The 23,512-nt window shown below is 47.2% G+C and carries 23 protein-coding genes; all 23 read left to right on the top strand.

The features are described from left to right. The first annotated feature begins 5 nt into the window (after window positions 1-5). The 23 genes from rnpM (at window position 6) to ACINLD_RS04485 (ending at window position 23,464) form a co-directional block, all read left to right on the top strand. A complete protein-coding gene (rnpM, locus tag ACINLD_RS04375; RefSeq protein ID WP_026587006.1) occupies window positions 6-281 on the top strand; it encodes an RNase P modulator RnpM in 276 nt (91 codons plus the stop codon). Next, window positions 282-584: a YlxQ family RNA-binding protein gene (locus tag ACINLD_RS04380; RefSeq protein WP_026587007.1), complete on the top strand. Its 303-nt coding sequence runs from the start codon at window positions 282-284 to the stop codon at window positions 582-584. 19 nt (window positions 585-603) lie between these two features. Then, entirely contained in the window at window positions 604-2,772 is a 2,169-nt protein-coding gene (gene infB, locus ACINLD_RS04385; protein ID WP_026587008.1) for a translation initiation factor IF-2, read from the top strand. Further along, a complete protein-coding gene (locus tag ACINLD_RS04390) occupies window positions 2,769-3,047 on the top strand; it encodes a DUF503 domain-containing protein (RefSeq protein WP_409444686.1) in 279 nt (92 codons plus the stop codon). Before infB ends, ACINLD_RS04390 begins: the two co-directional genes overlap by 4 nt. Before the next feature lie 18 nt (window positions 3,048-3,065). After that, the gene (gene rbfA, locus ACINLD_RS04395; RefSeq protein ID WP_026587009.1) at window positions 3,066-3,413 is read left to right on the top strand and encodes a 30S ribosome-binding factor RbfA; all 348 of its coding nucleotides are present in this window, start codon (window positions 3,066-3,068) and stop codon (window positions 3,411-3,413) included. Between the two features lie 67 nt (window positions 3,414-3,480). Beyond that, window positions 3,481-4,410: a tRNA pseudouridine(55) synthase TruB gene (gene truB, locus ACINLD_RS04400; RefSeq protein ID WP_026587010.1), complete on the top strand. Its 930-nt coding sequence runs from the start codon at window positions 3,481-3,483 to the stop codon at window positions 4,408-4,410. A 16-nt stretch (window positions 4,411-4,426) separates the two neighbouring features. Further along, complete coding sequence (gene ribF / locus ACINLD_RS04405; protein ID WP_026587011.1) at window positions 4,427-5,386, top strand: bifunctional riboflavin kinase/FAD synthetase; 960 nt, start codon at window positions 4,427-4,429, stop codon at window positions 5,384-5,386. A 203-nt stretch (window positions 5,387-5,589) separates the two neighbouring features. Beyond that, a complete protein-coding gene (rpsO, locus tag ACINLD_RS04410; RefSeq protein ID WP_026587012.1) occupies window positions 5,590-5,859 on the top strand; it encodes a 30S ribosomal protein S15 in 270 nt (89 codons plus the stop codon). Window positions 5,860-6,059: 200 nt separating this feature from the next. Next, window positions 6,060-8,177 carry a polyribonucleotide nucleotidyltransferase gene (gene pnp / locus ACINLD_RS04415; protein WP_026587013.1) on the top strand — a complete coding sequence of 706 codons (2,118 nt, stop codon included), beginning with the start codon at window positions 6,060-6,062 and terminating at the stop codon, window positions 8,175-8,177. Window positions 8,178-8,394: 217 nt separating this feature from the next. Continuing rightward, complete coding sequence (locus ACINLD_RS04420) at window positions 8,395-9,297, top strand: polysaccharide deacetylase family protein (RefSeq protein WP_409444765.1); 903 nt, start codon at window positions 8,395-8,397, stop codon at window positions 9,295-9,297. A 35-nt stretch (window positions 9,298-9,332) separates the two neighbouring features. Then, on the top strand, window positions 9,333-10,562 hold the full coding sequence (locus tag ACINLD_RS04425; RefSeq protein ID WP_277692768.1) for a M16 family metallopeptidase: 1,230 nt from the start codon (window positions 9,333-9,335) through the stop codon (window positions 10,560-10,562). 82 nt (window positions 10,563-10,644) lie between these two features. After that, the gene (locus ACINLD_RS04430; protein WP_026587016.1) at window positions 10,645-10,905 is read left to right on the top strand and encodes a YlmC/YmxH family sporulation protein; all 261 of its coding nucleotides are present in this window, start codon (window positions 10,645-10,647) and stop codon (window positions 10,903-10,905) included. A 177-nt stretch (window positions 10,906-11,082) separates the two neighbouring features. Then, window positions 11,083-11,982, top strand: a complete 900-nt coding sequence (dpaA, locus tag ACINLD_RS04435; RefSeq protein ID WP_026587017.1) for a dipicolinic acid synthetase subunit A — start codon at window positions 11,083-11,085, stop codon at window positions 11,980-11,982. Beyond that, complete coding sequence (gene dpaB, locus ACINLD_RS04440; protein WP_142246156.1) at window positions 11,979-12,572, top strand: dipicolinate synthase subunit B; 594 nt, start codon at window positions 11,979-11,981, stop codon at window positions 12,570-12,572. The genes dpaA and dpaB overlap by 4 nt, the downstream gene beginning before the upstream one ends. A gap of 115 nt (window positions 12,573-12,687) precedes the next feature. After that, window positions 12,688-13,728, top strand: coding sequence for an aspartate-semialdehyde dehydrogenase (gene asd / locus ACINLD_RS04445; RefSeq protein WP_410206933.1), 1,041 nt, complete (start codon window positions 12,688-12,690; stop codon window positions 13,726-13,728). A 97-nt stretch (window positions 13,729-13,825) separates the two neighbouring features. Beyond that, a complete protein-coding gene (gene dapG / locus ACINLD_RS04450; protein ID WP_026587020.1) occupies window positions 13,826-15,040 on the top strand; it encodes an aspartate kinase in 1,215 nt (404 codons plus the stop codon). Between the two features lie 30 nt (window positions 15,041-15,070). Beyond that, a complete protein-coding gene (gene dapA, locus ACINLD_RS04455) occupies window positions 15,071-15,940 on the top strand; it encodes a 4-hydroxy-tetrahydrodipicolinate synthase (protein WP_410206934.1) in 870 nt (289 codons plus the stop codon). Between the two features lie 146 nt (window positions 15,941-16,086). Beyond that, window positions 16,087-17,751 (top strand): ribonuclease J2, encoded by a 1,665-nt coding sequence (rnjB, locus tag ACINLD_RS04460; protein ID WP_026587022.1) that lies wholly within the window; start codon window positions 16,087-16,089, stop codon window positions 17,749-17,751. A gap of 92 nt (window positions 17,752-17,843) precedes the next feature. Then, on the top strand, window positions 17,844-18,590 hold the full coding sequence (locus ACINLD_RS04465) for a ClpP family protease (RefSeq protein WP_026587023.1): 747 nt from the start codon (window positions 17,844-17,846) through the stop codon (window positions 18,588-18,590). Then, a complete protein-coding gene (locus ACINLD_RS04470; RefSeq protein WP_026587024.1) occupies window positions 18,587-18,802 on the top strand; it encodes a YlzJ-like family protein in 216 nt (71 codons plus the stop codon). The genes ACINLD_RS04465 and ACINLD_RS04470 overlap by 4 nt, the downstream gene beginning before the upstream one ends. A gap of 120 nt (window positions 18,803-18,922) precedes the next feature. Continuing rightward, the gene (locus ACINLD_RS04475) at window positions 18,923-21,262 is read left to right on the top strand and encodes a DNA translocase FtsK (protein WP_077736828.1); all 2,340 of its coding nucleotides are present in this window, start codon (window positions 18,923-18,925) and stop codon (window positions 21,260-21,262) included. Between the two features lie 143 nt (window positions 21,263-21,405). After that, window positions 21,406-22,131, top strand: a complete 726-nt coding sequence (locus tag ACINLD_RS04480; RefSeq protein WP_026587026.1) for a GntR family transcriptional regulator — start codon at window positions 21,406-21,408, stop codon at window positions 22,129-22,131. 109 nt (window positions 22,132-22,240) lie between these two features. Then, window positions 22,241-23,464 carry an MFS transporter gene (locus ACINLD_RS04485; protein WP_077736827.1) on the top strand — a complete coding sequence of 408 codons (1,224 nt, stop codon included), beginning with the start codon at window positions 22,241-22,243 and terminating at the stop codon, window positions 23,462-23,464. Window positions 23,465-23,512 lie beyond the last annotated feature (48 nt).

The following is a 23,512-nucleotide window of genomic DNA, read 5'->3' on the forward strand; positions in this document are numbered from 1 at the left end:
CTTTGGTGAACAGCCGAAAAAAGATCCCGCTTAGAAAATGCGTCGTGACAGGGGAAATGAAGCCGAAAAAGGAGCTCATCCGCGTCGTCCGTTCGAAGGAAGGGGAAGTTTCCGTAGACCCGACCGGCAAAAAGAACGGCCGGGGAGCTTACCTTACGCTTGATAAAGACGTCATCTTAACTGCAAAAAAGAAAAACAGCTTAGCAAATCAGCTTCAAGCACAAATTGATGATCAGATTTTTGATGAATTGCTGGAACTGGCGGAAAAGGAGAACAGATAAATGTCGGAATCGGAGTGGTTTTCCTTGCTGGGTCTGGCGAATCGAGCTCGAAAAGTCGTGTCCGGAGAAGACCTGGTTATAAAAGAAATCAGGCATTCACGCGCAAAGCTTGTTTTGCTTGCAGACGACGCTGCAGCTAACACGGAGAAAAAGGTAACCGACAAATGCAGGCACTACGGCGTACCGGTCAGAACAGTCAGCGACCGGACGCTTTTGGGCCGCGCAATCGGCAAAGAATCCCGTGTGGTTGTCGCCGTAACTGATCAAGGTTTTGCGAATACGTTGCTCCGAAAGCTCGATTAATCTTTTTGGGGGTGAACGAATGGCTAAAATGAGAGTTTATGAATATGCGAAAGCCATCAATGTTTCAAGTAAGGATATTATCGCGGCATTGAAAGATATGAATATCGAAGTCAATAACCATATGGCGATGATTGAAGAAAATGCAATCAGACAGCTTGACCAAAAATTCAAAAAAGGCGGTCAGTCCGGCGGAAGCAAGCAGGGCGCAAGCAAAAAGAACGCCGATCAAAGCGGCCAAAAAAAGCCGCAGCAAGAAGCCGCAAAACAGAATGCCGGAAATAAGCCAAACAAAAATCGAGACGGAAAGAAGAATAACGTGCAGAATACTCAATTTAACAATAAAAACAAAAAGAAAAACAACAACAACAAAAAGAACAAGCGCAACAACAAACATCAAGCTCCGCAGGAAAAACAATTCAAGCCGAAAAAAGAGCTGCCGGAAAAAATTGAATTTACAAATTCAATGACGGTCGGCGCACTTGCCGAAGAGCTCGGAAAAGAGCCGTCAGAAATCATTAAGAAGCTGATGCTGCTCGGCACCATGGCGACGATCAACCAGGATCTTGACAAAGACACGGTTGAACTGATCGCTGCGGAGTACGGCGTCGAAGTCGAAGAAGTCATCGTCCACGAAGAAACCGAATTTGAAAAGTACGAAGAACCGGACAACGAAGAAGATCTCGAAATCCGTCCGCCGGTTGTCACGATCATGGGCCACGTCGACCACGGAAAAACAACGCTTCTTGACAGCATCAGAAAAACGAAAGTCGTCGAAGGCGAAGCCGGAGGCATCACACAGCATATCGGCGCTTATCAAATTGAGGAAAACGGCAAGAAAATCACCTTCCTTGATACACCTGGGCATGCTGCATTCACAACGATGCGCGCGCGCGGAGCGGAAGTAACGGATATCACGATTCTCGTCGTCGCCGCAGATGACGGTGTGATGCCTCAGACGGTTGAAGCCATCAACCATGCCAAAGCGGCTGAGGTGCCGATTATCGTCGCCGTCAACAAAATCGACAAACCAACGTCAAATCCGGACCGCGTTATGCAAGAGCTGACAGAGCACGGCCTTGTTCCTGAAGCATGGGGAGGCGAGACGATTTTCGTTCCGCTTTCAGCGCTTTCAGGTGAAGGGATCGACGAACTCATCGAGATGATTCTCTTAGTCAGCGAAGTCGAAGAGCTCAAGGCAAATCCGAACCGCAGAGCAAAAGGAACGGTCATCGAAGCCGAGCTTGACAAAGGAAAAGGATCTGTTGCGACACTGCTCGTTCAAAACGGAACGCTTCACGTCGGCGATCCGATCGTTGTCGGAAACACATTTGGCCGCGTGCGCGCGATGGTCAACGATATCGGCAGACGCGTCAAATCAGCCGGCCCGTCAACGCCTGTAGAAATCACAGGCTTGAATGAAGTTCCGAATGCAGGGGATCAGTTCCTTGTCTTCAAAGATGAAAAAACAGCCCGTTCTGTCGGTGAAGCCCGCGCGACAAAACAGCTTGAAGAACAGCGCAGCGATAAAGCGAAGCTCAGCCTTGACGATTTATTTGAACAGATTAAACAAGGCGATGTCAAAGAGATCAACCTCGTCGTCAAAGCTGATGTTCAAGGGTCTGTTGAAGCGCTCGCCGCCGCTCTGCAAAAAATCGAAGTCGAAGGCGTCAGAGTGAAAATCATTCACACAGGTGTCGGTGCGATTACCGAATCAGACATTATTTTAGCTTCGGCCTCAAACGCGATTGTCATCGGGTTTAATGTCCGACCTGACGGAAATGCTAAGAGTACAGCCGAAGTCGAAAATGTGGATATCCGTCTTCACCGCATCATATATAAAGTGATCGACGAAATCGAAGCAGCCATGAAAGGGATGCTTGACCCTGAATACGAAGAAAAAGTGATCGGAATGGTTGAAGTCCGTCAAACATTCAAAGTCTCCAAAATCGGAACGATTGCCGGAGGCTATGTGACGGAAGGAACGATCACGCGGGACAGCGGAATCCGCTTAATCCGCGACGGCGTCGTCATCTTTGAAGGGGAAGTGGATGTTCTTAAACGCTTTAAAGATGATGTAAAAGAGGTTTCACAAGGGTATGAATGTGGTATCACCATTAAGAAATACAACGACATACGCGAAGGCGATATGATCGAAGCGTATGTCATGCAAGAAATTGAAAGAAAGTGATCGGGTTCGTTGAATGCGAATGCATCATTTACGATGCATCGTCACTCAAGGAAAAACGGGCGGTGCTGAAGCGGGTGATCACAAGAATCCGGGCGAAATTTAACGTTTCTATCTCAGAAATCGACTACCAGGATACTTGGCAGCGCACGAGCTTCGGCATTGCCGCCGTTTCTTCCTCTCGCGTGCAAACGGAAAAAGAGCTGCAGCGCGTTCTTAGCTTTATCGACTCTTTTCCGGAAATCGAACGGACGATCACGAGAACAGAGTGGTTTTAACATAGAGGTGGTATAGTCATGACGATGAGAGCTACCCGTGTGGGTGAGCAGATGAAAAAAGAACTAGGTGACATTATCGGAAGAAAGCTGAAGGATCCGCGAATCGGATTCTTAACAGTGACCGATGTCAGAGTTTCAGGTGATCTGCAAATCGCCAAAGTGTATATTTCCGTTCTTGGAGATGAAAAGAAGAGGGAAGAGACGCTGAAAGGCTTGGCAAAAGCGAAGGGCTTCATTCGTTCCGAACTTGGAAACCGAATCAGGCTTCGCAAAACACCTGAAATCCAGTTTGAATTCGATGAATCCATCGATTACGGAAACCGTATCGAAACATTGATTCACGAGCTCAATTCAAATAAAGAATAAAAGCTATCCAGGATAGGCGGACTTACCGTCTGTCCTTTTTAGCTGACATAAGAAAGGGGGAAAAGGCGTGTATAACGGAGTCCTGCTTTTACATAAACCGGTCGGTATGACATCCCATGACTGTGTTATGAAGATCCGCAAGCTGCTCAAAACAAAAAAAGTCGGACACACAGGGACGCTTGATCCTGAAGTGTCAGGCGTACTCCCAATTTGTGTCGGAAGGGCGACCAAAATCGTCGAGTATCTGACCGAAAAATCAAAAACATATGATGCTGAAATAACGCTCGGCTTTTCAACGACGACAGAAGATCAGACGGGGGAAATCGTAGAAAAGCGGCCAGTCAGCACCCCGCCTGATGAAGAAGCCGTGAGGAGCGTTCTTCAAAGCCTTGAAGGAACGATCGAACAAGTTCCGCCTATGTACTCCGCAGTCAAAGTAGGCGGCAAAAAGCTGTATGAATACGCAAGGGCGGGAATCGAGGTGGAAAGGCCGAAGCGGACGATCACCATTCACCGTATCGAGCTGACTTCTGACATCCGCTCTGATGATGATACGGTCAGCTTCAGGTTTCGTGTGACTTGTTCAAAGGGCACATACGTCAGGACATTGGCGGTTGCGATAGGGGAAAAGCTCGGATTCCCCGCCCATATGTCCCATTTAATCAGAACGGCGTCTGGATCATTCTCCCTTGATGAATGTCTGAGCTTTGAGCAGCTGAATGAACATATGGAAAACGGCACATTGTCTGAACAGCTCGTTACAATTGAGCGTGCGCTTGATCATTTGCCGAAATGGATAATTAGTGATACATTAGCTAAGAAAGTGGAAAATGGAGCATTGCTTGAAACACCTGAGCGTTTTTCTGAAATGGATGCAGACGCCCGTCTTGCCGTTTTTACAGAAGAAGGCCGGTGTACAGCCATCTATTATCCGCATCCAACAAAACCCGGCTTGTTGAAGCCGGCAAAAGTACTCGTGCAAAAAAGCGAACAATAAGAAAAGGTGACCGTTCTTGAAGACGATACATATTTCCCATCCACACGATCTGAAGCGTGAGGATGTTCCAACATCAGTTATGGCATTAGGTTATTTTGACGGTGTTCACCTGGGACATCAGCAAGTCATTCTCACGGCCAAAGCCGCGGCGGAGAGAGAAGGGGTCAAAACGTCTGTGATGACCTTTCATCCCCATCCGTCAGCCGTTCTGAAAAAAGGCCGGGAGCCCAAGGATTTAATCACACCTTTGAGCGAAAAAGTAAAAATCATTGAAGATTTGGGAGCCGACTTTCTATACATCGTGGAATTCAGCCCCGAATTTGCCGCCCTTTCGCCTGAGGACTTTATCGAGCAGTATATTCTCGGGCTTCATGTATCCCATGTTGTCGCGGGATTTGACTTTACCTTCGGGAAATTTGGAAAAGGCACGATGGAAAATTTTCAGGAGTATGCGAGAGGTCGTGTTAAAAGCACGTCTGTCGCCAAATACTCAAGCCATGATCAAAAGGTAAGCTCAACAAGGATCCGCAGTGTCCTTGGAGCGGGCGATGTCGAATATGCCGCGGAACTGCTCGGCAGGCCGTACTATGTAAAAGGCGTCGTGATTCACGGTGATAAAAGAGGAAGGACGATCGGCTTCCCGACTGCCAATATCGGTCTTTCCGACACATACATTGTCCCGCCGACCGGTGTCTATGCCGTTAAAGCGGAAATAGCCGGCGCATTATACAACGGAGTCTGCAATGTCGGATACAAGCCGACTTTTTACGAGAAGCGGCCAGGCCAGCCTTCCATAGAAGTGAACTTATTTGATTTTAATCGGGAAATATACGGCAGCGAAATGAAAATTGAATGGTATAAACGGCTGAGAAGCGAAAAAAAATTCGCCGGTGTCGATGAGCTGGTTGAACAGATCACAAAGGACAAAGAAGAAGCGATCCGTTTTTTTGAAGAGCTTTTAGCCGGCAAAAGATGATCAAAATACGTATTGAAAAGTGAATCCCTGTCAACAATGGGTGATAAATGGCCGGGCTTCTCAAAGTTTATAATAAATAGTTGCATATGGACCGTCTTTCTAGTATCATATTGTCTGTAGCTTTAAAAACCGTTCACTTGGCAAATCGAATCACCGGCGTTTGCTAGGTAAACGGGGCTAATATTATATGGAGGTGAAACAGGATGGCAATTACTCAAGAGCGTAAAAACCAACTCATCAGCGAGTTCAAAACACACGAATCTGACACGGGATCACCGGAAGTTCAGATCGCTATCCTAACAGATCAAATCAACAACTTGAACGAGCATTTGCGCGTTCACAAGAAAGACCATCACTCACGTCGCGGTCTTCTTAAAATGGTAGGTAAACGTCGTAATCTTCTTACGTATCTTCGTAACAAAGACGTAACTCGTTACCGTGAGTTGATCAACAAGCTAGGATTACGTCGATAATCGTAAAAAGCGGGAGGATTCCCGCTTTTTTATCGTATAAGAACGAATATCCGGCAACTCCAAAACACGTTTTTCATATACATGATCTTAAATCACCTGTTTCAGGTCTTTACATAGCACTTTGCCATTGATATGTTTAATTCATTTCGTTCATAATAGGAGTAACGAAAAACTATCCGAAGAGAGGAGTTCATATAAGAATGGGACAAGAGAAACACGTCTTTTCCATAGATTGGGCCGGCCGCAAGCTCACAGTTGAAACCGGCCAGCTTGCAAAACAAGCAAACGGGGCTGTCATGGTGCGTTACGGAGATACGGCTGTACTCAGCACGGCGACAGCTTCAAAAGAACCTAAAACCGTCGATTTCTTTCCTTTAACCGTGAACTACGAAGAAAGGCTTTATGCAGTCGGGAAAATTCCAGGCGGCTTTATTAAAAGAGAGGGCAGACCTAGTGAAAAAGCGATTCTCGCCAGCCGTTTAATCGACCGGCCGATCCGCCCGCTGTTCGCAGACGGTTTCCGGAATGAAGTTCAAGTTGTCAGCATTGTCATGAGTGTTGATCAGGATTGTTCGTCAGAAATGGCCGCGATGTTCGGTTCATCCCTTGCGCTCTGCGTATCCGATATTCCGTTTGAAGGTCCGATTGCCGGTGTCACAGTCGGCCGGGTCGACAACGAGTTTATCATCAACCCGACGCTTGATCAGCTTGAAAAAAGCGATATCCACTTAGTTGTAGCAGGGACGAAAGACGCCATCAACATGGTGGAAGCGGGTGCCGAAGAAGTTCCCGAACAAATCATGCTTGAAGCGATCATGTTCGGTCATGAAGAGATTAAGCGTTTAATCGCCTTCCAGGAAGAGATCGTCGCTGCTGTCGGAAAAGAAAAAACAGAAGTGGCGCTGTATGAGATCGATGCTGATCTGAAAGAAAAAGTGCGGGGGATGGCGGAAAGCGATTTGTTAAAAGCGATCCAGGTCCATGAAAAGCATGCCCGCGAAGACGCGATCAGCGAAATGAAAAATCAAGTTTTAGCGAAATTTGAGGAAGAAGAACATGATGAAGAAACGCTTAAACAAGTAAAGGATATTTTATCACAGCTTGTGAAAAACGAAGTGCGCCGTCTGATCACCGAAGAAAAGGTTCGCCCTGACGGACGTGCGGTCGATGAGATTCGCCCGCTTTCTTCAGAAGTCGGACTGCTGCCGAGAACACACGGTTCAGGGCTCTTTACAAGAGGCCAGACGCAGGCGCTCAGCATCTGTACACTCGGTGCGCTCGGCGATGTTCAAATTCTGGACGGTCTCGGTGTGGAAGAATCAAAACGCTTTATGCACCACTATAATTTCCCGCAATTCAGCGTCGGGGAAACAGGACCAATGCGCGGACCGGGACGCCGCGAGATCGGGCACGGTGCACTTGGAGAGCGTGCGCTTGAACCGATTGTTCCGTCTGAAAAAGACTTTCCATACACGATCCGCCTTGTCTCTGAAGTGCTCGAATCAAACGGTTCCACTTCTCAAGCGAGCATTTGTGCCAGCACACTTGCCATGATGGATGCCGGGGTGCCGATTAAAGCGCCTGTCGCCGGAATTGCAATGGGCCTTGTCAAATCTGGCGAACATTACACTGTTCTGACAGATATTCAAGGAATGGAAGATGCCCTTGGAGATATGGACTTTAAAGTAGCAGGAACGTCAAAAGGCGTAACCGCGCTGCAAATGGATATTAAAATTGCCGGTCTATCAAGAGAGATTTTGGAAGAAGCGCTCCAGCAGGCGAAAAAAGGCAGAATGGAGATCCTTGACAGCATGCTGAGCACATTGGCTGAATCAAGAAAAGAGCTGTCGCCGTATGCGCCGAAGATCTTGACAATGACGATTAATCCGGATAAAATCCGCGACGTTATCGGACCAAGCGGAAAACAAATTAATAAAATCATTGAAGACACAGGCGTTAAAATTGATATCGAACAAGACGGCACAATCTTTATTGCTTCCACTGACGAAAGCATGAACCAAAAAGCGAAGAAAATCATTGAAGACCTTGTCAGAGAAGTGGAAGTCGGACAGCTTTACCTAGGTAAAGTCAAACGGATTGAAAAATTCGGCGCTTTCGTTGAACTGTTCAGCGGAAAAGACGGTTTGGTCCACATTTCAGAGCTTGCGCTTGAACGCGTCGGCAAAGTGGAAGATGTCGTGAAAATCGGTGACGAAATCCTTGTCAAAGTAACGGAAATCGATAAGCAAGGACGCGTCAATTTATCAAGAAAAGCAGTATTGCGTGAACAGAAGGAAAAAGAAGAACAAAAATCGTAAAACGGTGTCTGTCTTGCTTCTGTCTTAACCATCAAAAGGAAAAAGGAAGCCTGGGAGACCCGGCTTCTTTGCTTTAAGCGGATACAGCCGTTTGAAACCGATCAGTTCTATCTTGTCCTTATCTCACATATTTTGTGGGGAAGGGAGGAAGGATAGGTTGAAAAGAACATTGGTTCGGTTGTCCGTTTTTTTCTTTCTTTTGGTTATTTCATATCAGATGATGAATCATCCATACTCACTCGATTACATAGATGCGATGAAAAAGGATGCGGTGACCGTCGCCGCTCAAAAGGACGAACTGTATCAGGAGCTGGTGCAAAAAGCGCCTGAGTACGAAGCGAAACCGCAAAACGCAAAAATCGATAAGATTTGGAAAGCGATGCCGGGGTATAACGGTATAAAGGTGAACATCGAAAAGTCTTACAAAAAAATAAAAGAGGCTGGCGAATTCAATGAAAAGCTTCTTGTTTACGACCAAGTGAGACCAAAAGTCCATCTGGAGTCTTTAAAGCCTGAGCCGATTTACCGCGGACATCCCGATAAACCGATGGTATCGTTTCTTATCAATGTCGCCTGGGGGAATGAGCATTTGGAAAAAATGCTTCCCATATTGAACAAACATCATGTGAAAGCCACATTCTTTCTGGAGGGCAAATGGGTGAAAAACCATCCGGATCTGGCAAAATCCATCGTAAAGGGCGGCCATGAAATTGGAAACCATTCATACAATCACCCGGATATGAGCAGACTGACGAGAGAACGAATCTCAGAACAGCTGCGGATGACAAATGAACAAATTAAAGAAACCCTCGGGGTCAAACCAAAGTGGTTTGCGCCGCCGAGCGGCAGCTTCCGCAAAGAAGTCGTCGATCAGGCTCACCAAATGGGAATGGGTACGGTGATGTGGACAGTCGATACAATCGACTGGCAGAAGCCGCAGCCGGCCGTTCTGCAGCAACGGGTATTAAGCAAAGTACACAGCGGTGCCATGATATTGATGCATCCAACAGATCCAACTGCCAAAAGCCTTGATGCTTTGATTCAAAACCTTCATGAAAAAGGCTATCACATCGGAACTGTCTCACAGCTGCTGAATGAAAAAAGGCTTTTGGTCAAATAGATGCAAGGCCCGTTCGTTGAATAGGAGGAACAGATTTGATTAAACGATATACTTGTCAAAACGGGGTAAGAATCGTATTTGAAAACAATCCCACTGTCCGGTCGGTAGCTATCGGCGTTTGGATTGGAACCGGGTCAAGACACGAAACACCGGAGATCAACGGCATTTCGCATTTTCTGGAGCACATGTTTTTTAAAGGGACAAAAACGCGCACGGCCAGAGACATTGCGGAGTCTTTTGACAGAATAGGCGGCCAGGTCAATGCGTTTACCTCAAAGGAGTATACGTGCTACTATGCCAAAGTTCTTGATGAACATGCAAGCTTCGCTTTGGAAGTGCTCTCGGATATGTTCTTCCATTCATCATTTGACGAGGAAGAATTAAAAAAAGAAAAAAACGTCGTCTTTGAAGAAATTAAAATGTATGAAGACACGCCTGATGATATCGTCCACGATCTTTTAAGCAAGGCGTCATACGGCGGCCATTCCCTGGGCTATCCGATTCTCGGAACAGAGGAAACGCTGGCGAGCTTTGACGGAGATGCCCTGCGCCGCTATATGGACGAATACTATACACCGGACCGGGTCGTGATTTCGATTGCCGGAAATGTTCCTGAAAGCTTTATCAAAGAAGCGGAAAAGCATTTCGGTTCATATGAAGCGAACGGAAAAAGAACAGGAATGGCAAAACCGGAATTTCATCATCAACAAATGACGCGCAAAAAAGATACTGAACAGGCTCATCTCTGCCTCGGGTTCAATGGACTTGAAGTCGGCCACCCCGAAATTTACGACCTGATCGTACTCAACAACATTTTGGGAGGAAGCATGAGCAGCCGCCTTTTTCAGGATGTTCGCGAAGATAAAGGACTCGCTTATTCCGTATTCAGCTACCACAGCTCATATGAAGACAGCGGAATGATGACGATTTATGCGGGAACCGGCGCCAGCCAGCTGCAGCTTCTGTCAGAAACGATCCATGAAACGCTTCGCGTGTTAAAAGCGGATGGCATCACCCCGAAAGAATTGGAAAACAGCAAAGAGCAAATGAAAGGCAGCCTGATGCTCAGTCTTGAAAGCACGAACAGCAAAATGAGCCGCAACGGAAAAAATGAGCTGCTGCTCGGAAAGCACCGGACGCTGGATGAGATTATCGAAAAACTGAACGCCGTCAATCTCGACCGCGTCAACAATCTCGCCAACCGGATGTTTACGGACGACTATTCTCAAGCCTTGATCAGTCCGACCGGAGAACTTCCGAAATAAATGAGAAAAAACATGCTTGTCTTGATCGGCAGGCATGTTTTTTGCTGTTCGTACATACATCATAACAAAAGGGGGTTTTTTTATGAGGCTGAGCGAGCTTTCGGGAAAAGAGATCGTCGATATCAAGCGGGCTGAGCGCCTCGGCGTGCTTGGGCAGACCGACCTTGAGATCAATGAACAGGACGGACAGATCACCGCCCTCATCATCCCTTCGGTGAAATGGTTCGGACTTGGCAGAAAGCAGGGGAATGACATCAGGGTGCCATGGACGCAGATTCAAAAAATCGGAACAGACATGATTATTCTCGATGTTCCTGAAGACAGCGGAATAAAAGAAGAATAGCCGGCGGCAGCCGGTTTTTTTTATTGCCTTTTCAAGGCTGTTCCGCCCTCAGGAAAGGCCGGGCTTTCATCTATTTCACGGGATGTATTTCAATTCACCGCTATTTCCTTTTTATCATATGATGAAATTAGCTTATGGAATTAGATCCTTGTCAAAAAGAAGGTGAATGTTAAAGCCATGTTAACCGGATTGACGATTGCCATCATCGGCGGTGATGCGAGGCAGCTTGAAATCATCCGCAAGCTGACGGAACAGGACGCGAAGGTATTTCTGGTCGGATTTGATCAGCTTGACCACGGGTTTACCGGAGCTACGAAATTAAAATTAAATGAACTGGATTTTGGAGCAATAGACAGCATCATCCTGCCTGTATCTGGAACATCCGCAGCAGGAGCGGTTGCGACCGTTTTCTCAAATGAAGAAGTGATATTAAAGCAGGAGCATTTGGAAAAAACAAAGCCTCACTGCGACATTTATACAGGAATTTCAAATCGTTATTTAGACGGAATGGCAAAAGGGGCGAACCGCCGTCTGATCAAGCTTTTTGAAAGAGACGATATCGCGATTTACAACTCGATACCTACAGTTGAAGGGGCCATCATGATGGCCATACAGCATACCGATTATACGATCCACGGTTCAAACGTCATGGTCCTCGGACTCGGGCGAACGGGAATGAGCATCAGCCGCGCTTTTTCGGCTCTTGGAGCAAATGTTAAAGTCGGCGCCCGCGACTCCGCACATCTGGCCAGAATTATGGAAATGGGACTTGAGCCTTTCCATACAAAAGATCTTGCAGAGCATGTGGAGGATACTGACATCTGCATCAACACCGTTCCAAGTCTCATCCTTGATCAAAAAGCGCTCGCGCGAATGACGCCGAGAACATTAATTCTCGATTTAGCAACCCGTCCCGGAGGCACAGATTTTGACTTTGCCGAAAAACAGGGCATTAAAGCCCTGCTCGCTCCCGGACTTCCCGGGATTGTCGCGCCGAAAACGGCTGGTCAGATCATCGCCAATGTTTTGTGCAACCTTTTATCACAAACAACAACCGACCGAAAGGGGCTGTCATAATGTCGATCAAAGGGAAAAGAATCGGATTTGGCCTTACAGGCTCACACTGTACGTATGATGCCGTATTTCCGCAAATCGAAGAGCTTGTCAACAAAGGGGCGGAAGTCAGACCGATCGTGACGCATACTGTCAGATCGACGGACACACGCTTTGGAGAAGGGCAGGAGTGGGTAAGGAAAATCGAAGAACTGACAGGTTTTGATTGTATTGATTCCATTCCGAAAGCTGAGCCCCTCGGCCCCAAAACACCGCTTGACTGCATGGTGATCGCGCCTTTAACGGGTAACTCGATGAGCAAGCTCGCAAACGCGATGACGGACTCTCCGGTGCTGATGGCGGCGAAGGCGACGGTTCGAAACTCGCGTCCGGTCGTCCTTGGCATTTCCACAAATGATGCCCTCGGCCTCAACGGCGTCAACCTGATGAGGCTGATGACGACAAAAAACATCTTCTTCATCCCATTCGGGCAGGATGACCCTTACAAAAAGCCGAATTCCCTCGTCGCCAAAATGGACCTTTTGCTGCCGGCGGTCGAAGAAGCGCTGTCCCATAAACAAATTCAGCCCGTTCTTGTCAATCATGAGCAATAATTTAAAGATGTAACAAAAAATATCAATCACCCCGGCTCACTTCTATGTTAAAATAAAATGTAAAATGCATAGTCAACCAATCGTTACGACGATTAAGGTGGAAGGAGTTTTACAATTGGGCAGAGGATTACATGTAGCAGTAGTTGGTGCGACAGGCGCTGTAGGACAGCAAATGCTAAAAACGCTAGAAGACAGAAACTTTGAACTGGATAAACTGACTTTATTATCCTCAAAGCGTTCGGCAGGTACGAAGCTGACATTCAAAGGTGAAGAGCATATTGTAGAAGAAGCTAAACCGGAAAGCTTTGAAGGCGTAAACATCGCGCTGTTCAGCGCCGGGGGAGGCGTTTCAAAGGTGCTTGCCCATGAAGCGGTCAAACGCGGGGCGATCGTCATTGACAACACGAGCGCGTTTCGAATGGATGAAAACACTCCGCTCGTCGTGCCTGAGGTTAATGAGGAAGATTTGCATCAGCATAACGGCATCATCGCAAACCCGAACTGTTCGACGATCCAAATGGTCGTTGCGCTTGAGCCGATCCGCAAGGCTTTCGGCTTGAATAAAGTCATCGTCTCAACCTACCAGGCTGTGTCAGGTGCCGGAAATGAAGCGATAAAAGAGCTCTACGGCCAAACGGAAGCAATTTTAAACGAAAAGCCGTTCGAGCCTGAAATCATGCCGGTCAAAAGCGATGAAAAACACTATCAAATCGCATTTAACGCTATTCCTCAAATCGATAAGTTCCAGGAGAACGGGTTTACGTTTGAGGAAATGAAAATGATAAATGAAACGAAAAAGATTATGCACATGCCTGAACTTCAAGTCTCAGCGACATGTGTCAGACTGCCGATTGCAACAGGACATTCGGAATCCGTCTATATCGAAACAGACCGTGACGATGTAACGGCAGAAGATATCAAAAACCTGTTAAAAGAAGCTCCTGGCGTCATCCTTCAAGACGACCCGGCAGAACAGGTATATCCAATGCCTGCCGATGCAGTGGGAAAACGAGATGTGTTTGTCGGACGGGTGCGCAAAGACCTCGACCGGCCAAACGGCTTTCATCTCTGGGTTGTTTCCGACAACCTGCTCAAAGGCGCGGCTTGGAATTCTGTTCAAATCGCAGAAAGCTTAAAAGCTTTAAACTTAGTTTAATGTAAAGATTTCTAACGGGACATTGGAAGAAGAGAGTAAGGCTTTAAACAGCCTACTCTCTTCTGTTACGTCCGAAATCAACTTGGAGTGAAATAAATTGAAAATCATCGTTCAAAAATTTGGAGGAACGTCTGTAAAGGACGACCGAGGCAGAAAACTCGCTTTAAGCCATATCCAAGGTGCGGTCAATGAAGGATACAAAGCGGTTGTTGTCGTATCGGCGATGGGCCGGAAAGGCGACCCGTATGCAACCGATTCATTGCTTGAGCTGCTATACGGCGGTCAGGATGCGATTACCGAGCGGGAGCAGGATATGCTCTTGTCATGCGGTGAAACGATCTCTTCTGTTGTATTTGCGAGCATGCTTTTGGAAAACGGAATTAAAGCCGCGGCTTTAACAGGTGCACAGGCCGGGTTTTTAACGGATAACCAGCATACGAACGCCAAAATTCTCGAAATGAAACCGGAGCGTCTTGTCAGCATGCTGGCCGAACATGATGCGGTTGTCGTCGCCGGTTTTCAAGGGGCAACTGCAAAAGGCGACATCACAACGATCGGCAGAGGCGGAAGCGATACTTCGGCCGCCGCGCTCGGAGCGGCATTGGATGCGGAATTCATCGATATCTTCACAGATGTCGAAGGCGTCATGACCGCAGATCCGCGAATCGTTGAAAAAGCAAAGCCGCTGCCTGTCATTACCTATACGGAAATCTGCAATTTGGCCTACCAGGGTGCGAAGGTGATCCATCCGAGAGCGGTAGAAATTGCCATGCAGGCAAAGGTGCCGATTCGTGTTCGGTCGACATATTCAAAAGAACCCGGAACACTTGTAACCAGCCACCATACCTCTAAGGCCGGAAGCGATGTGTTTGAGCGGCTCATCACGGGAATCGCCCATGTAAAAGATGTGACCCAGTTTAAGGTTCCGGCAAAAGAAGGACAATATAATGTACAGACCGAAGTGTTTAAAGCGATGGCCAATGCTGGGATCAGCGTTGACTTCTTTAATATTACACCAAGTGAAATTGTATATACGGTCGCCGGAAGCATGACAGACAAGGCGCTCGGGATACTGAAAGATTTGGGCTATGAACCTGTCGTGACGAAAAACTGTGCGAAGGTCTCAGCAGTCGGTGCCGGTATTATGGGAGTGCCGGGCGTCACCTCAAAAATCGTTACCGCCTTGTCGGAAAAAGGCATTCCGATCCTGCAGTCCGCTGACAGCCATACGACGATCTGGGTGCTCGTTCACGAGGAAAATATGGCAACGGCCGTAAACGCTTTGCACGAAGTGTTTGAACTATCAAAATAAATGTGATTGAATCATGATGAGGTGAAAAAAATGAATTTCGGAAATATTGCAACCGCAATGGTTACGCCTTTTGACAAAAATGAAAACGTCGATTTTCAGAAATTGTCAAAGCTGATTGATTATTTATTGAACAACGGGACGGATTCCCTTGTTGTCGCAGGAACAACCGGGGAATCGCCGACACTGTCTGAAGAAGAAAAAGTCGCGCTCTTTCAACATTCGGTTAAGGAAGCAGCCGGCCGCGCACCTATTATCGCCGGTACGGGGAGCAACAATACGAAGGCTTCCATCAAACTGACAAAAAAAGCGGAGGAAGCCGGAGTAGACGCCGTGATGCTCGTTGTCCCGTACTATAATAAACCTTCCCAGGAAGGAATGTACCGCCACTTCAAAGCGATCGCTGAAGAAACATCGCTTCCGGTCATGCTTTATAATGTTCCGGGCAGAACGATGGCTTCACTGGCGCCCGAAACAACGATCCGTCTGGCGGAAATTCCGAATATCGTTGCGATTAAAGAAGCGAGCGGCGACCTTGATGCGATCACGAAAATCGTTGCGGAAACGCCAGACGATTTTGCCGTGTATTCAGGCGACGACAGCTTGACTTTGCCGGCTTTGTCCGTGGGAGCGTGGGGAATTGTTTCCGTTGCATCACACATCATCGGACCGGAAATGCAGGAGATGATGAAACATTATATAGACGGGAATGCGAAAGAGGCAGCCTTGCTCCATCAAAAGCTGCTTCCGCTGATGAAAGGTCTTTTCGCCGCTCCGAATCCGTCTCCTTTAAAGACGGCTCTTCAGCTGAAGGGTCTTGACGTCGGTTCTGTCAGACTCCCATTAATTCCGCTAAATGAAGAAGAGCGACTCCATTTAAGCAGCCTGATGAACAGTTTGTAAAAGGAGTACGGACGAAAACGGTCATTCTCTTTTGGAGGGGATGGCCGTTTGTCATATACATAATGGTTCTTGTTTTCTAAAATTAGATTCAGGTATAATAGGGACAAGTGATGATGGACGGGTACTTAGATTAGGAGGATTACAATTTGAAAAAAAATACAGAAGCTATTAGAATCATCGCCTTAGGTGGCGTCGGGGAGATCGGAAAAAACCTTTATGTCATTGAAATCGACTCTGACATATTCGTGGTTGACGCCGGACTCATGCATCCAGAAAATGAAATGCTGGGAATCGATGTGGTCATCCCGGACATTTCATATTTAATCGAACGAGCTGACCGCGTGAAGGCGATTTTTCTGACACACGGACACGAAGAAAACATCGGGGGCGTTTTTTACTGCCTGAACAAACTATCTGTGCCTGTTTACGGAACGAAGCTGACACTTGCCCTTTTAAAAGAAACGTTAAAGCAGTACGGCTCCAATAAAAAAGCCGATTTAAGAGAAGTCCACTCCAAGTCGGTGATTACATTTGAATCAACGAAAGTATCATTTTTCAGGACAAACCACAGCATCCCGGATTCCGTCGGTGTCAGTTTTAAAACATCTCTCGGATCCATCGTGTGCACTGGGGATTTCAAATTTGACCAAACACCGGTTTTAAATCAGACCAGTGATATCGGCGAAATCGCCAAAATCGGCAACAGCGGTGTCCTGTGTCTGCTTTCTGACAGCGCCAATGCGGAAAAACCGGGCTATACGCCTTCAGAGGCCGTTGTCGGCGGCGAGATTTCCGATGTGATGTATAACGCTGAAAACCGTGTGATCATTGCTGCATTCGCATCAAACTTCAACCGCATTCAGCAGGTGATTGATGCGGCGCTGCAAAACGGCAGAAAGCTTGCGGTTTCCGGAAAAAACATCTCCTCCATTTTGCAGCTTGCCATCAAGCTTGGCTATGTAACGGCTGACGAGGATATGTTCATTCCTGTCCAGGAAGTCAAAAAACATCCGAAAAAAGAAGTCGCCATTTTGACAGGAGACAATCATGGAGAACCGCTGGCTGCATTGACAAGAATCGCAAAACAAGGGCATAAACAGCTTGATATTGAAGAAGGAGATACGGTTTTAATCGCCTCCTCTCCGGTGCCGGGCCAGGAATTGGTCTATTCCAAAGCCGTCGATCTATTGACAAGAGCGGGCGCACAAGTCGTGTTCGCACAAAAGCGCGTCCATGTATCAGGCCACGGCTGCCAGGAAGAGCTGAAGCTGATGCTGAACCTGCTGAAGCCGAAGTATTTAATCCCTGTAAACGGCGAATACAGAATGCAAAAAGCACACTCCAAGCTGGCTGAAGAAATCGGGATGAAGAGAAGCGACATTTTCCTTGTCGAAAAAGGCGATGTTGTTGAGTTCCGCGGCCAAAACGTCAAAATCGGCGATAAGGTGCAATCAGGCAACATCCTGATCGACGGACTCGGTGTCGGCGATATCGGCAACATCGTGCTCAGAGACCGGCGCCTTCTTTCCCAGGACGGAATCTTAATCGTTGTCATTACCCTTGATAAAAAGAAAAAACATCTTGTATCAGGACCCGAAATTATCACGAGAGGTTTTGTCTATGTCAGGGAATCAGAAGAGCTGATCGTTGAAGCGACAGAGCTTGTCAGGGAAATCGTGAAAGAAAGCACGGAAAACGCAGTCGTCGAATGGTCTGCGCTAAAACAGACGATGCGCGACGCATTGAATCAATTCTTATATGAAAGAACGAAACGAAAACCAATGATCATCCCAATCATCATGGAAGTATAAAACCAAGAGGATCCCTCTTGGTTTTTTTACATTGTATGAAAAAACCGCCACTGTCCATAATACAAAAGAAACTCGAGAAAGAGGTGAACCAGATGGACTCAAACCCGATACAAAACGGGGACGGCCAAGGGGAGCAGCCGGCCAAACAGGACGGAAAAGACAATCTCGTCAACAAAATTCAGCAGCTTGGCCAAACGTCGCTTCCGCAAATGGGACAGGACTCAAACATCCACTGCCTGACCATCATCGGGCAAATTGAAGGTCATGTTCAGCTTCCTCCCCAAAATAAAACAACAAAGTATGAACACGTGATTCCCCAGATTGTCGCAGTTGAACAAAATCCTAAAATCGAAGGGCTCCTCATCATCTTAAATACTGTGGGCGGTGATGTTGAAGCGGGATTGGCGATAGCGGAAATGCTGGCGTCCCTGTCAAAACCGACCGTGTCAATCGTGCTCGGCGGCGGCCATTCGATCGGTGTTCCAATCGCGGTTTCCTGTGATCACAGCTATATCGCTGAGACCGCGACGATGACGATCCATCCGGTCAGACTGACAGGACTAGTCATCGGTGTTCCGCAAACATTTGAGTACCTTGATAAAATGCAGGAGCGGGTCGTCAACTTTGTCACAAGCCATTCAAATATTTCCGAAGACAAGTTTAAGGAATTGATGTTTTCCAAAGGCAATCTGACGCGTGACATCGGAACAAATGTCGTCGGAAAAGATGCGGTCGAATACGGGTTGATCGACGAAGCGGGCGGCGTCGGACAGGCGATCAACAAGCTCAATGAATTGATTGAACAAAACAGCGGCGGCGAAGAAAGGATGATTCAATGATCCTATACACGACCATGCCGCAGGAAATCATTTTCGCCGGACAGTCGGAAGGGACGAACTTAAAGCATATAGAAGTTAACGGCATCCCGCTCCTCGTCGAATTGAACGGAGAAGAAGCCCGGGTGGTTCAGGTACTCAGCACAAATCCGATGGATTTTTTAAAACAGGAAACGGCGCCCGGACAAACGCTGAAGCTGACATTTTATAAATAGCTGAAGTGTCGCAAGGATAAATATGCTATAATAGGGGAATCCAGAGGTAAAATTGCAGCCGGAAACAGGCTGCTTTCTCTTTGTTTTAACATTTTTTACAAAGCAGTAAGGTGATGGAGCATGGCAAAAAGAAAACGAAAATCGAAAAAGAAACAAAAACAGGTCAAACGGATAAATCTCAAATTTGAATTGTACGGTTTAATTTGCATCGCCATCTCGATTATTGCGATTCTGCAGCTTGGCGTAGCAGGTCAAACGTTCATTTACATGTTCCGTTTTTTGGCGGGCGAGTGGTTTATTCTCTGTCTGCTTGCTCTCTTTCTAACAGGCGTTTCACTGTTTTGGAAGAAAAAAACGCCTAGCTTTCTGACGAGAAGGAAAGCGGGGCTTTATTGCATCATTGCAAGCCTTTTGCTTCTTTCCCATGTACAGCTGTTTCAGCATTTGGCGGAAAGGGGCATGATCCAGTCTCCAAGCGTGATCCAGAACACGTGGGAGCTGTTTATGATGGATGTGGAAGGCAAGGCGGGCTCTCCTGATCTCGGCGGCGGCATGATTGGAGCGGTGCTGTTTGCGGCATCATATTTTCTGTTCGCATCTGCCGGATCCAAAATCATCGCCATCTTTCTGATTCTGATCGGTCTTTTATTGATCACCGACCGTTCGCTGCAAGAGACGCTGATCAAATGGACGGCCCCGGCGGCGTCATTCATTAAAGATCAATGGCGCGCATTTCTGGCCGATCTGAAGCAATTAAAAAGCCATACAGCGAAAAAGAAATCAGGAAAAAAACGAAAAACGCAGCGGAAGCGAAACACTGCTGAGGAGTCCGGCCTGGAGCCTGAACCCGCAGCTGATCCCGATCCGGTGATTCAATCGGAACCGATCATCTCAAGCTTTTCCGACCGTGATGAACAACCGGAGGTGCAGGCTTATGAAGCACCCGAGCCTGCGGAGGCGGATCCTGAACCGATGCCTTCAGAGAGCCTTGAAACCGCTCCGGAGATTGCGTTTACAGAGCTTGAAAACAAAGACTATCAGCTGCCATCCATCAGTTTATTGGATGATCCGAAACATACCGGCCAGCAAACCGACAAAAAAAACATCTATGATAACGCCAGAAAGCTTGAGAGAACGTTCCAAAGCTTCGGAGTCAAGGCGAAGGTGACACAGGTCCACCTCGGTCCGGCCGTGACAAAGTATGAAGTCTATCCGGACGTCGGCGTCAAAGTGAGCAAGATTGTCAATTTAAGTGATGACTTGGCGCTCGCCTTAGCCGCCAAGGATATCCGCATCGAAGCGCCGATACCCGGAAAATCGGCGATCGGAATCGAAGTGCCGAATGCCGAGGTCGCGATGGTTTCGTTGAAGGAAGTGCTTGAATCCAAGCTCAATGACCGTCCCGATGCAAAGCTGATGATCGGCCTTGGCCGCAATATATCGGGAGAAGCGGTGTTGGCTGAATTAAATAAGATGCCGCACCTTTTAGTCGCAGGTGCGACGGGAAGCGGAAAAAGCGTCTGTGTCAACGGCATCATCACAAGCATTTTAATGAGGGCCAAACCGCATGAAGTGAAGATGATGATGATCGACCCGAAAATGGTCGAACTGAATGTGTATAACGGGATTCCCCATTTGCTCGCGCCTGTTGTGACAGACCCGAAAAAAGCTTCTCAGGCTTTGAAAAAGGTCGTCAATGAGATGGAACGGCGCTATGAGCTGTTTTCTCACACGGGAACGAGAAACATTGAAGGGTACAATGATTATATTAAACGGATGAATGCATCAGAAGAAGCAAAACAGCCGGAGCTTCCATACATTATTGTGATTGTGGACGAGCTTGCCGATTTGATGATGGTCGCTTCCTCCGATGTTGAAGACTCCATCACAAGGCTGTCGCAGATGGCCCGCGCTGCCGGAATTCATCTGATCATTGCGACGCAGCGTCCGTCAGTCGATGTCATCACCGGTGTCATTAAAGCCAATATTCCGTCAAGGATTGCCTTTAGCGTTTCTTCGCAGACAGACTCGAGAACGATTTTGGATATGGGAGGAGCTGAGAAGCTTCTCGGAAGAGGGGACATGCTGTTTCTGCCTGTCGGAGCCAACAAGCCGCTTCGCGTACAAGGGGCCTTCTTATCCGATGAAGAGGTCGAAAAAGTCGTTGACCATGTCATTACACAGCAAAAAGCTCAATACCAGGAGGAAATGATTCCTGAAGAAACGTCAGAGACGCTCAGCGAAGTGACGGACGATCTTTACGATGAAGCGGTCGCTCTTGTCGTCAGCATGCAGACGGCATCGGTCTCCATGCTGCAAAGAAGATTCCGCATCGGCTACACACGGGCCGCCCGACTGATTGACGCGATGGAGGAAAGGGGAGTCGTTGGTCCTTATGAAGGATCAAAGCCCCGGGAAGTCCTCATGTCTAAAGAACAATATGAAGAGCTCTCTTCCTAGGTGGAAGAGAGCTCTGTTTAAAATAAAAACATTATGTAAACTAGTGCATGATAAAACGTCTATTTATTTATTTGACAAAACATGATATAGTTATCCTCAATTAAAGGTATTTTGAATCTGATCTGGTCAGACGGAGGGAAAACATGTCGATTAAAGCTGACAATCAACATTTATGTCTAAAAGTGATTGATCGGATAAAAGATGATATTCAAAATGGCGTCTACCGCGAAAATGAACAGCTCCCCTCTGAATTCGAGCTGTCTAAAATGTTGGGCGTCACGAGAGCGGCTCTCAAAGAAGCGCTCAGAATCCTCGAAGAAGAAAACGTCCTCATCAGAAGGCATGGCGTCGGCACTTTTGTGAACGCCAAACCTTTGTTTCTCTCAGGTATTGAGCAGCTGAACAGCGTGACGAAAATGATCGAACAGGCAAACATGACACCCGGAACCATTTTTATGTCCTCACAGGTGACAGACCCGACGGAAGAAGATATGCTCTGCTTTCAGCACCCTGAAGATAGCGACATATTTTTGCTTGAGCGGGTGAGAACGGCAAATGGATCACCTGTTGTCTACTGTCTAGATAAAATTCCGACGTCGATTTTGCCGAAAGGCTTTTCACATGAACAGGAATCGATGTTTGAATGGCTGGAGAACAAATCGGGAGCAGTCATCAGCTATGCGGTTGCCGACATTGTGCCAATCGGCTACCATGATACGGTCTCGCAAATCCTTGAGTGTGATCCGGAAACCGCTCTTTTATTGTTGAAGCAGATTCATTATGATCAAAATGACAGGCCGGTACTATATTCATTAAACTATTTCAGGGCTGATAAATTCAGGTTTCACGTCGTCAGAAAACGTTTTTGATAAAGACAGGCGCTAAAGATAGGCGGCTGTTTTTTGCTGTGCCTACATAAACTTACCTGCAGCAACCCATACTAATGGATGGAAATCCTAATGAATTGGGTGAAAAAAGGTGAGCAAAAAAAAAGGTGTTAAAAGCATTGTCGCGCTGTCGTCTGTCCCGCTTGTCATGACGCTCGGCAACTCGATGCTGATCCCGGTTCTGCCGGTGATTGAAAAAAAACTAAACATTTCTTCGTTTCAAGTGTCTTTGATCATCACGGTTTATTCTATTGTTGCGATTATATGTATACCGATAACAGGCTATTTGTCCGATAGGTTTGGCAGAAAAAAGGTCATGCTTCCATGTCTTGTCATTGCCGGAGCGGGAGGCGCTCTCGCAGGCTTTGCTGCACCTTTTTTCAAAGAGCCGTATGCGATGATTTTGGCTGGGCGGGTGCTGCAAGGCATCGGTTCGGCAGGTGCCGCTCCGGTCGTCATGCCGTTTATCGGCGATTTGTTTCAAAACGATGAAGACATCAGTGCGGGACTTGGCGACATCGAGACGGCAAACACCGCCGGAAAAGTATTGAGCCCGATCTTAGGGGCTTTTTTAGCATCATGGGTCTGGTTTATGCCGTTTTGGTTTATTCCCGTCGTGTCGCTCGCCAGCTTTTTTCTCGTGCTGTTTTTTGTCCCGAAGCCGAAGGAAAAAGGCGCCGATTCGAAATCTTTTATAGATTTCTCAAAAAATGTTCAGCAGATTTTCAAACGGGAAGGGCGCTGGCTGGTGTCCATCTTTTTGATCGGCGGGATCATCATGTTTCTTTTATTCGGGGTGCTGTTTTACCTCTCCGACAATCTGGAGAAAAAATATCAGATTGACGGGATCATAAAAGGAGCGCTGCTCAGCATTCCGCTGCTGTTTCTCTCCGTCAGCTCTTACCTTGCCGGAAAGCTGATCGGAAACAATAAAATCAGAATGAAAATATGCGTTCTCATCGGGATGATCCTGCTTGCCCTGTCTTTCGGGGGATTGTGGTGGAACCACAGCTTTTATCCGCTGTTTTTATTTATGACGGTCGGAGGCATCGGCATCGGGGTCGCCCTTCCTTCGCTTGATGCTTTGATAACAGAGGGGATTGAAAAAGAAGAACGCGGAACGATTTCGTCATTTTACAACAGCATGCGGTTTATCGGAGTGGCACTCGGACCGCCGGTATTTGCTTACATGATGACGAATGCCGACCGGTTGATTTTCATTGTGTCTCTTCTTTGCAGCCTCGCCGCTGTCGCTCTCGTGCTCTTTAACATTGATCCGAAGAAAGATGAGAATGAAGCGGTCAAAACGGTGTAAATCTGCACCGTTCTTTTTTTGGCGAGGTTTTTAGTTTCCTTAAATCTC

Source organism: Bacillus sp. z60-11, from assembly GCF_046464135.1.
GTDB lineage: Bacteria > Bacillota > Bacilli > Bacillales > Bacillaceae > Bacillus > Bacillus sonorensis_A.

Coding starts and splice junctions, on each gene's coding strand:
- dapA (WP_410206934.1), top strand. CDS start 15,071: ATGAATTTCGGAAATATTGCAACCGCAATGGTTACGCCTTTTGACAAA.
- ACINLD_RS04465 (WP_026587023.1), top strand. CDS start 17,844: ATGGACTCAAACCCGATACAAAACGGGGACGGCCAAGGGGAGCAGCCG.
- ACINLD_RS04380 (WP_026587007.1), top strand. CDS start 282: ATGTCGGAATCGGAGTGGTTTTCCTTGCTGGGTCTGGCGAATCGAGCT.
- rbfA (WP_026587009.1), top strand. CDS start 3,066: ATGACGATGAGAGCTACCCGTGTGGGTGAGCAGATGAAAAAAGAACTA.
- rpsO (WP_026587012.1), top strand. CDS start 5,590: ATGGCAATTACTCAAGAGCGTAAAAACCAACTCATCAGCGAGTTCAAA.
- ACINLD_RS04430 (WP_026587016.1), top strand. CDS start 10,645: ATGAGGCTGAGCGAGCTTTCGGGAAAAGAGATCGTCGATATCAAGCGG.
- ACINLD_RS04470 (WP_026587024.1), top strand. CDS start 18,587: ATGATCCTATACACGACCATGCCGCAGGAAATCATTTTCGCCGGACAG.
- ACINLD_RS04475 (WP_077736828.1), top strand. CDS start 18,923: ATGGCAAAAAGAAAACGAAAATCGAAAAAGAAACAAAAACAGGTCAAA.
- ACINLD_RS04420 (WP_409444765.1), top strand. CDS start 8,395: ATGATGAATCATCCATACTCACTCGATTACATAGATGCGATGAAAAAG.
- pnp (WP_026587013.1), top strand. CDS start 6,060: ATGGGACAAGAGAAACACGTCTTTTCCATAGATTGGGCCGGCCGCAAG.
- dpaA (WP_026587017.1), top strand. CDS start 11,083: ATGTTAACCGGATTGACGATTGCCATCATCGGCGGTGATGCGAGGCAG.
- infB (WP_026587008.1), top strand. CDS start 604: ATGGCTAAAATGAGAGTTTATGAATATGCGAAAGCCATCAATGTTTCA.
- ACINLD_RS04480 (WP_026587026.1), top strand. CDS start 21,406: ATGTCGATTAAAGCTGACAATCAACATTTATGTCTAAAAGTGATTGAT.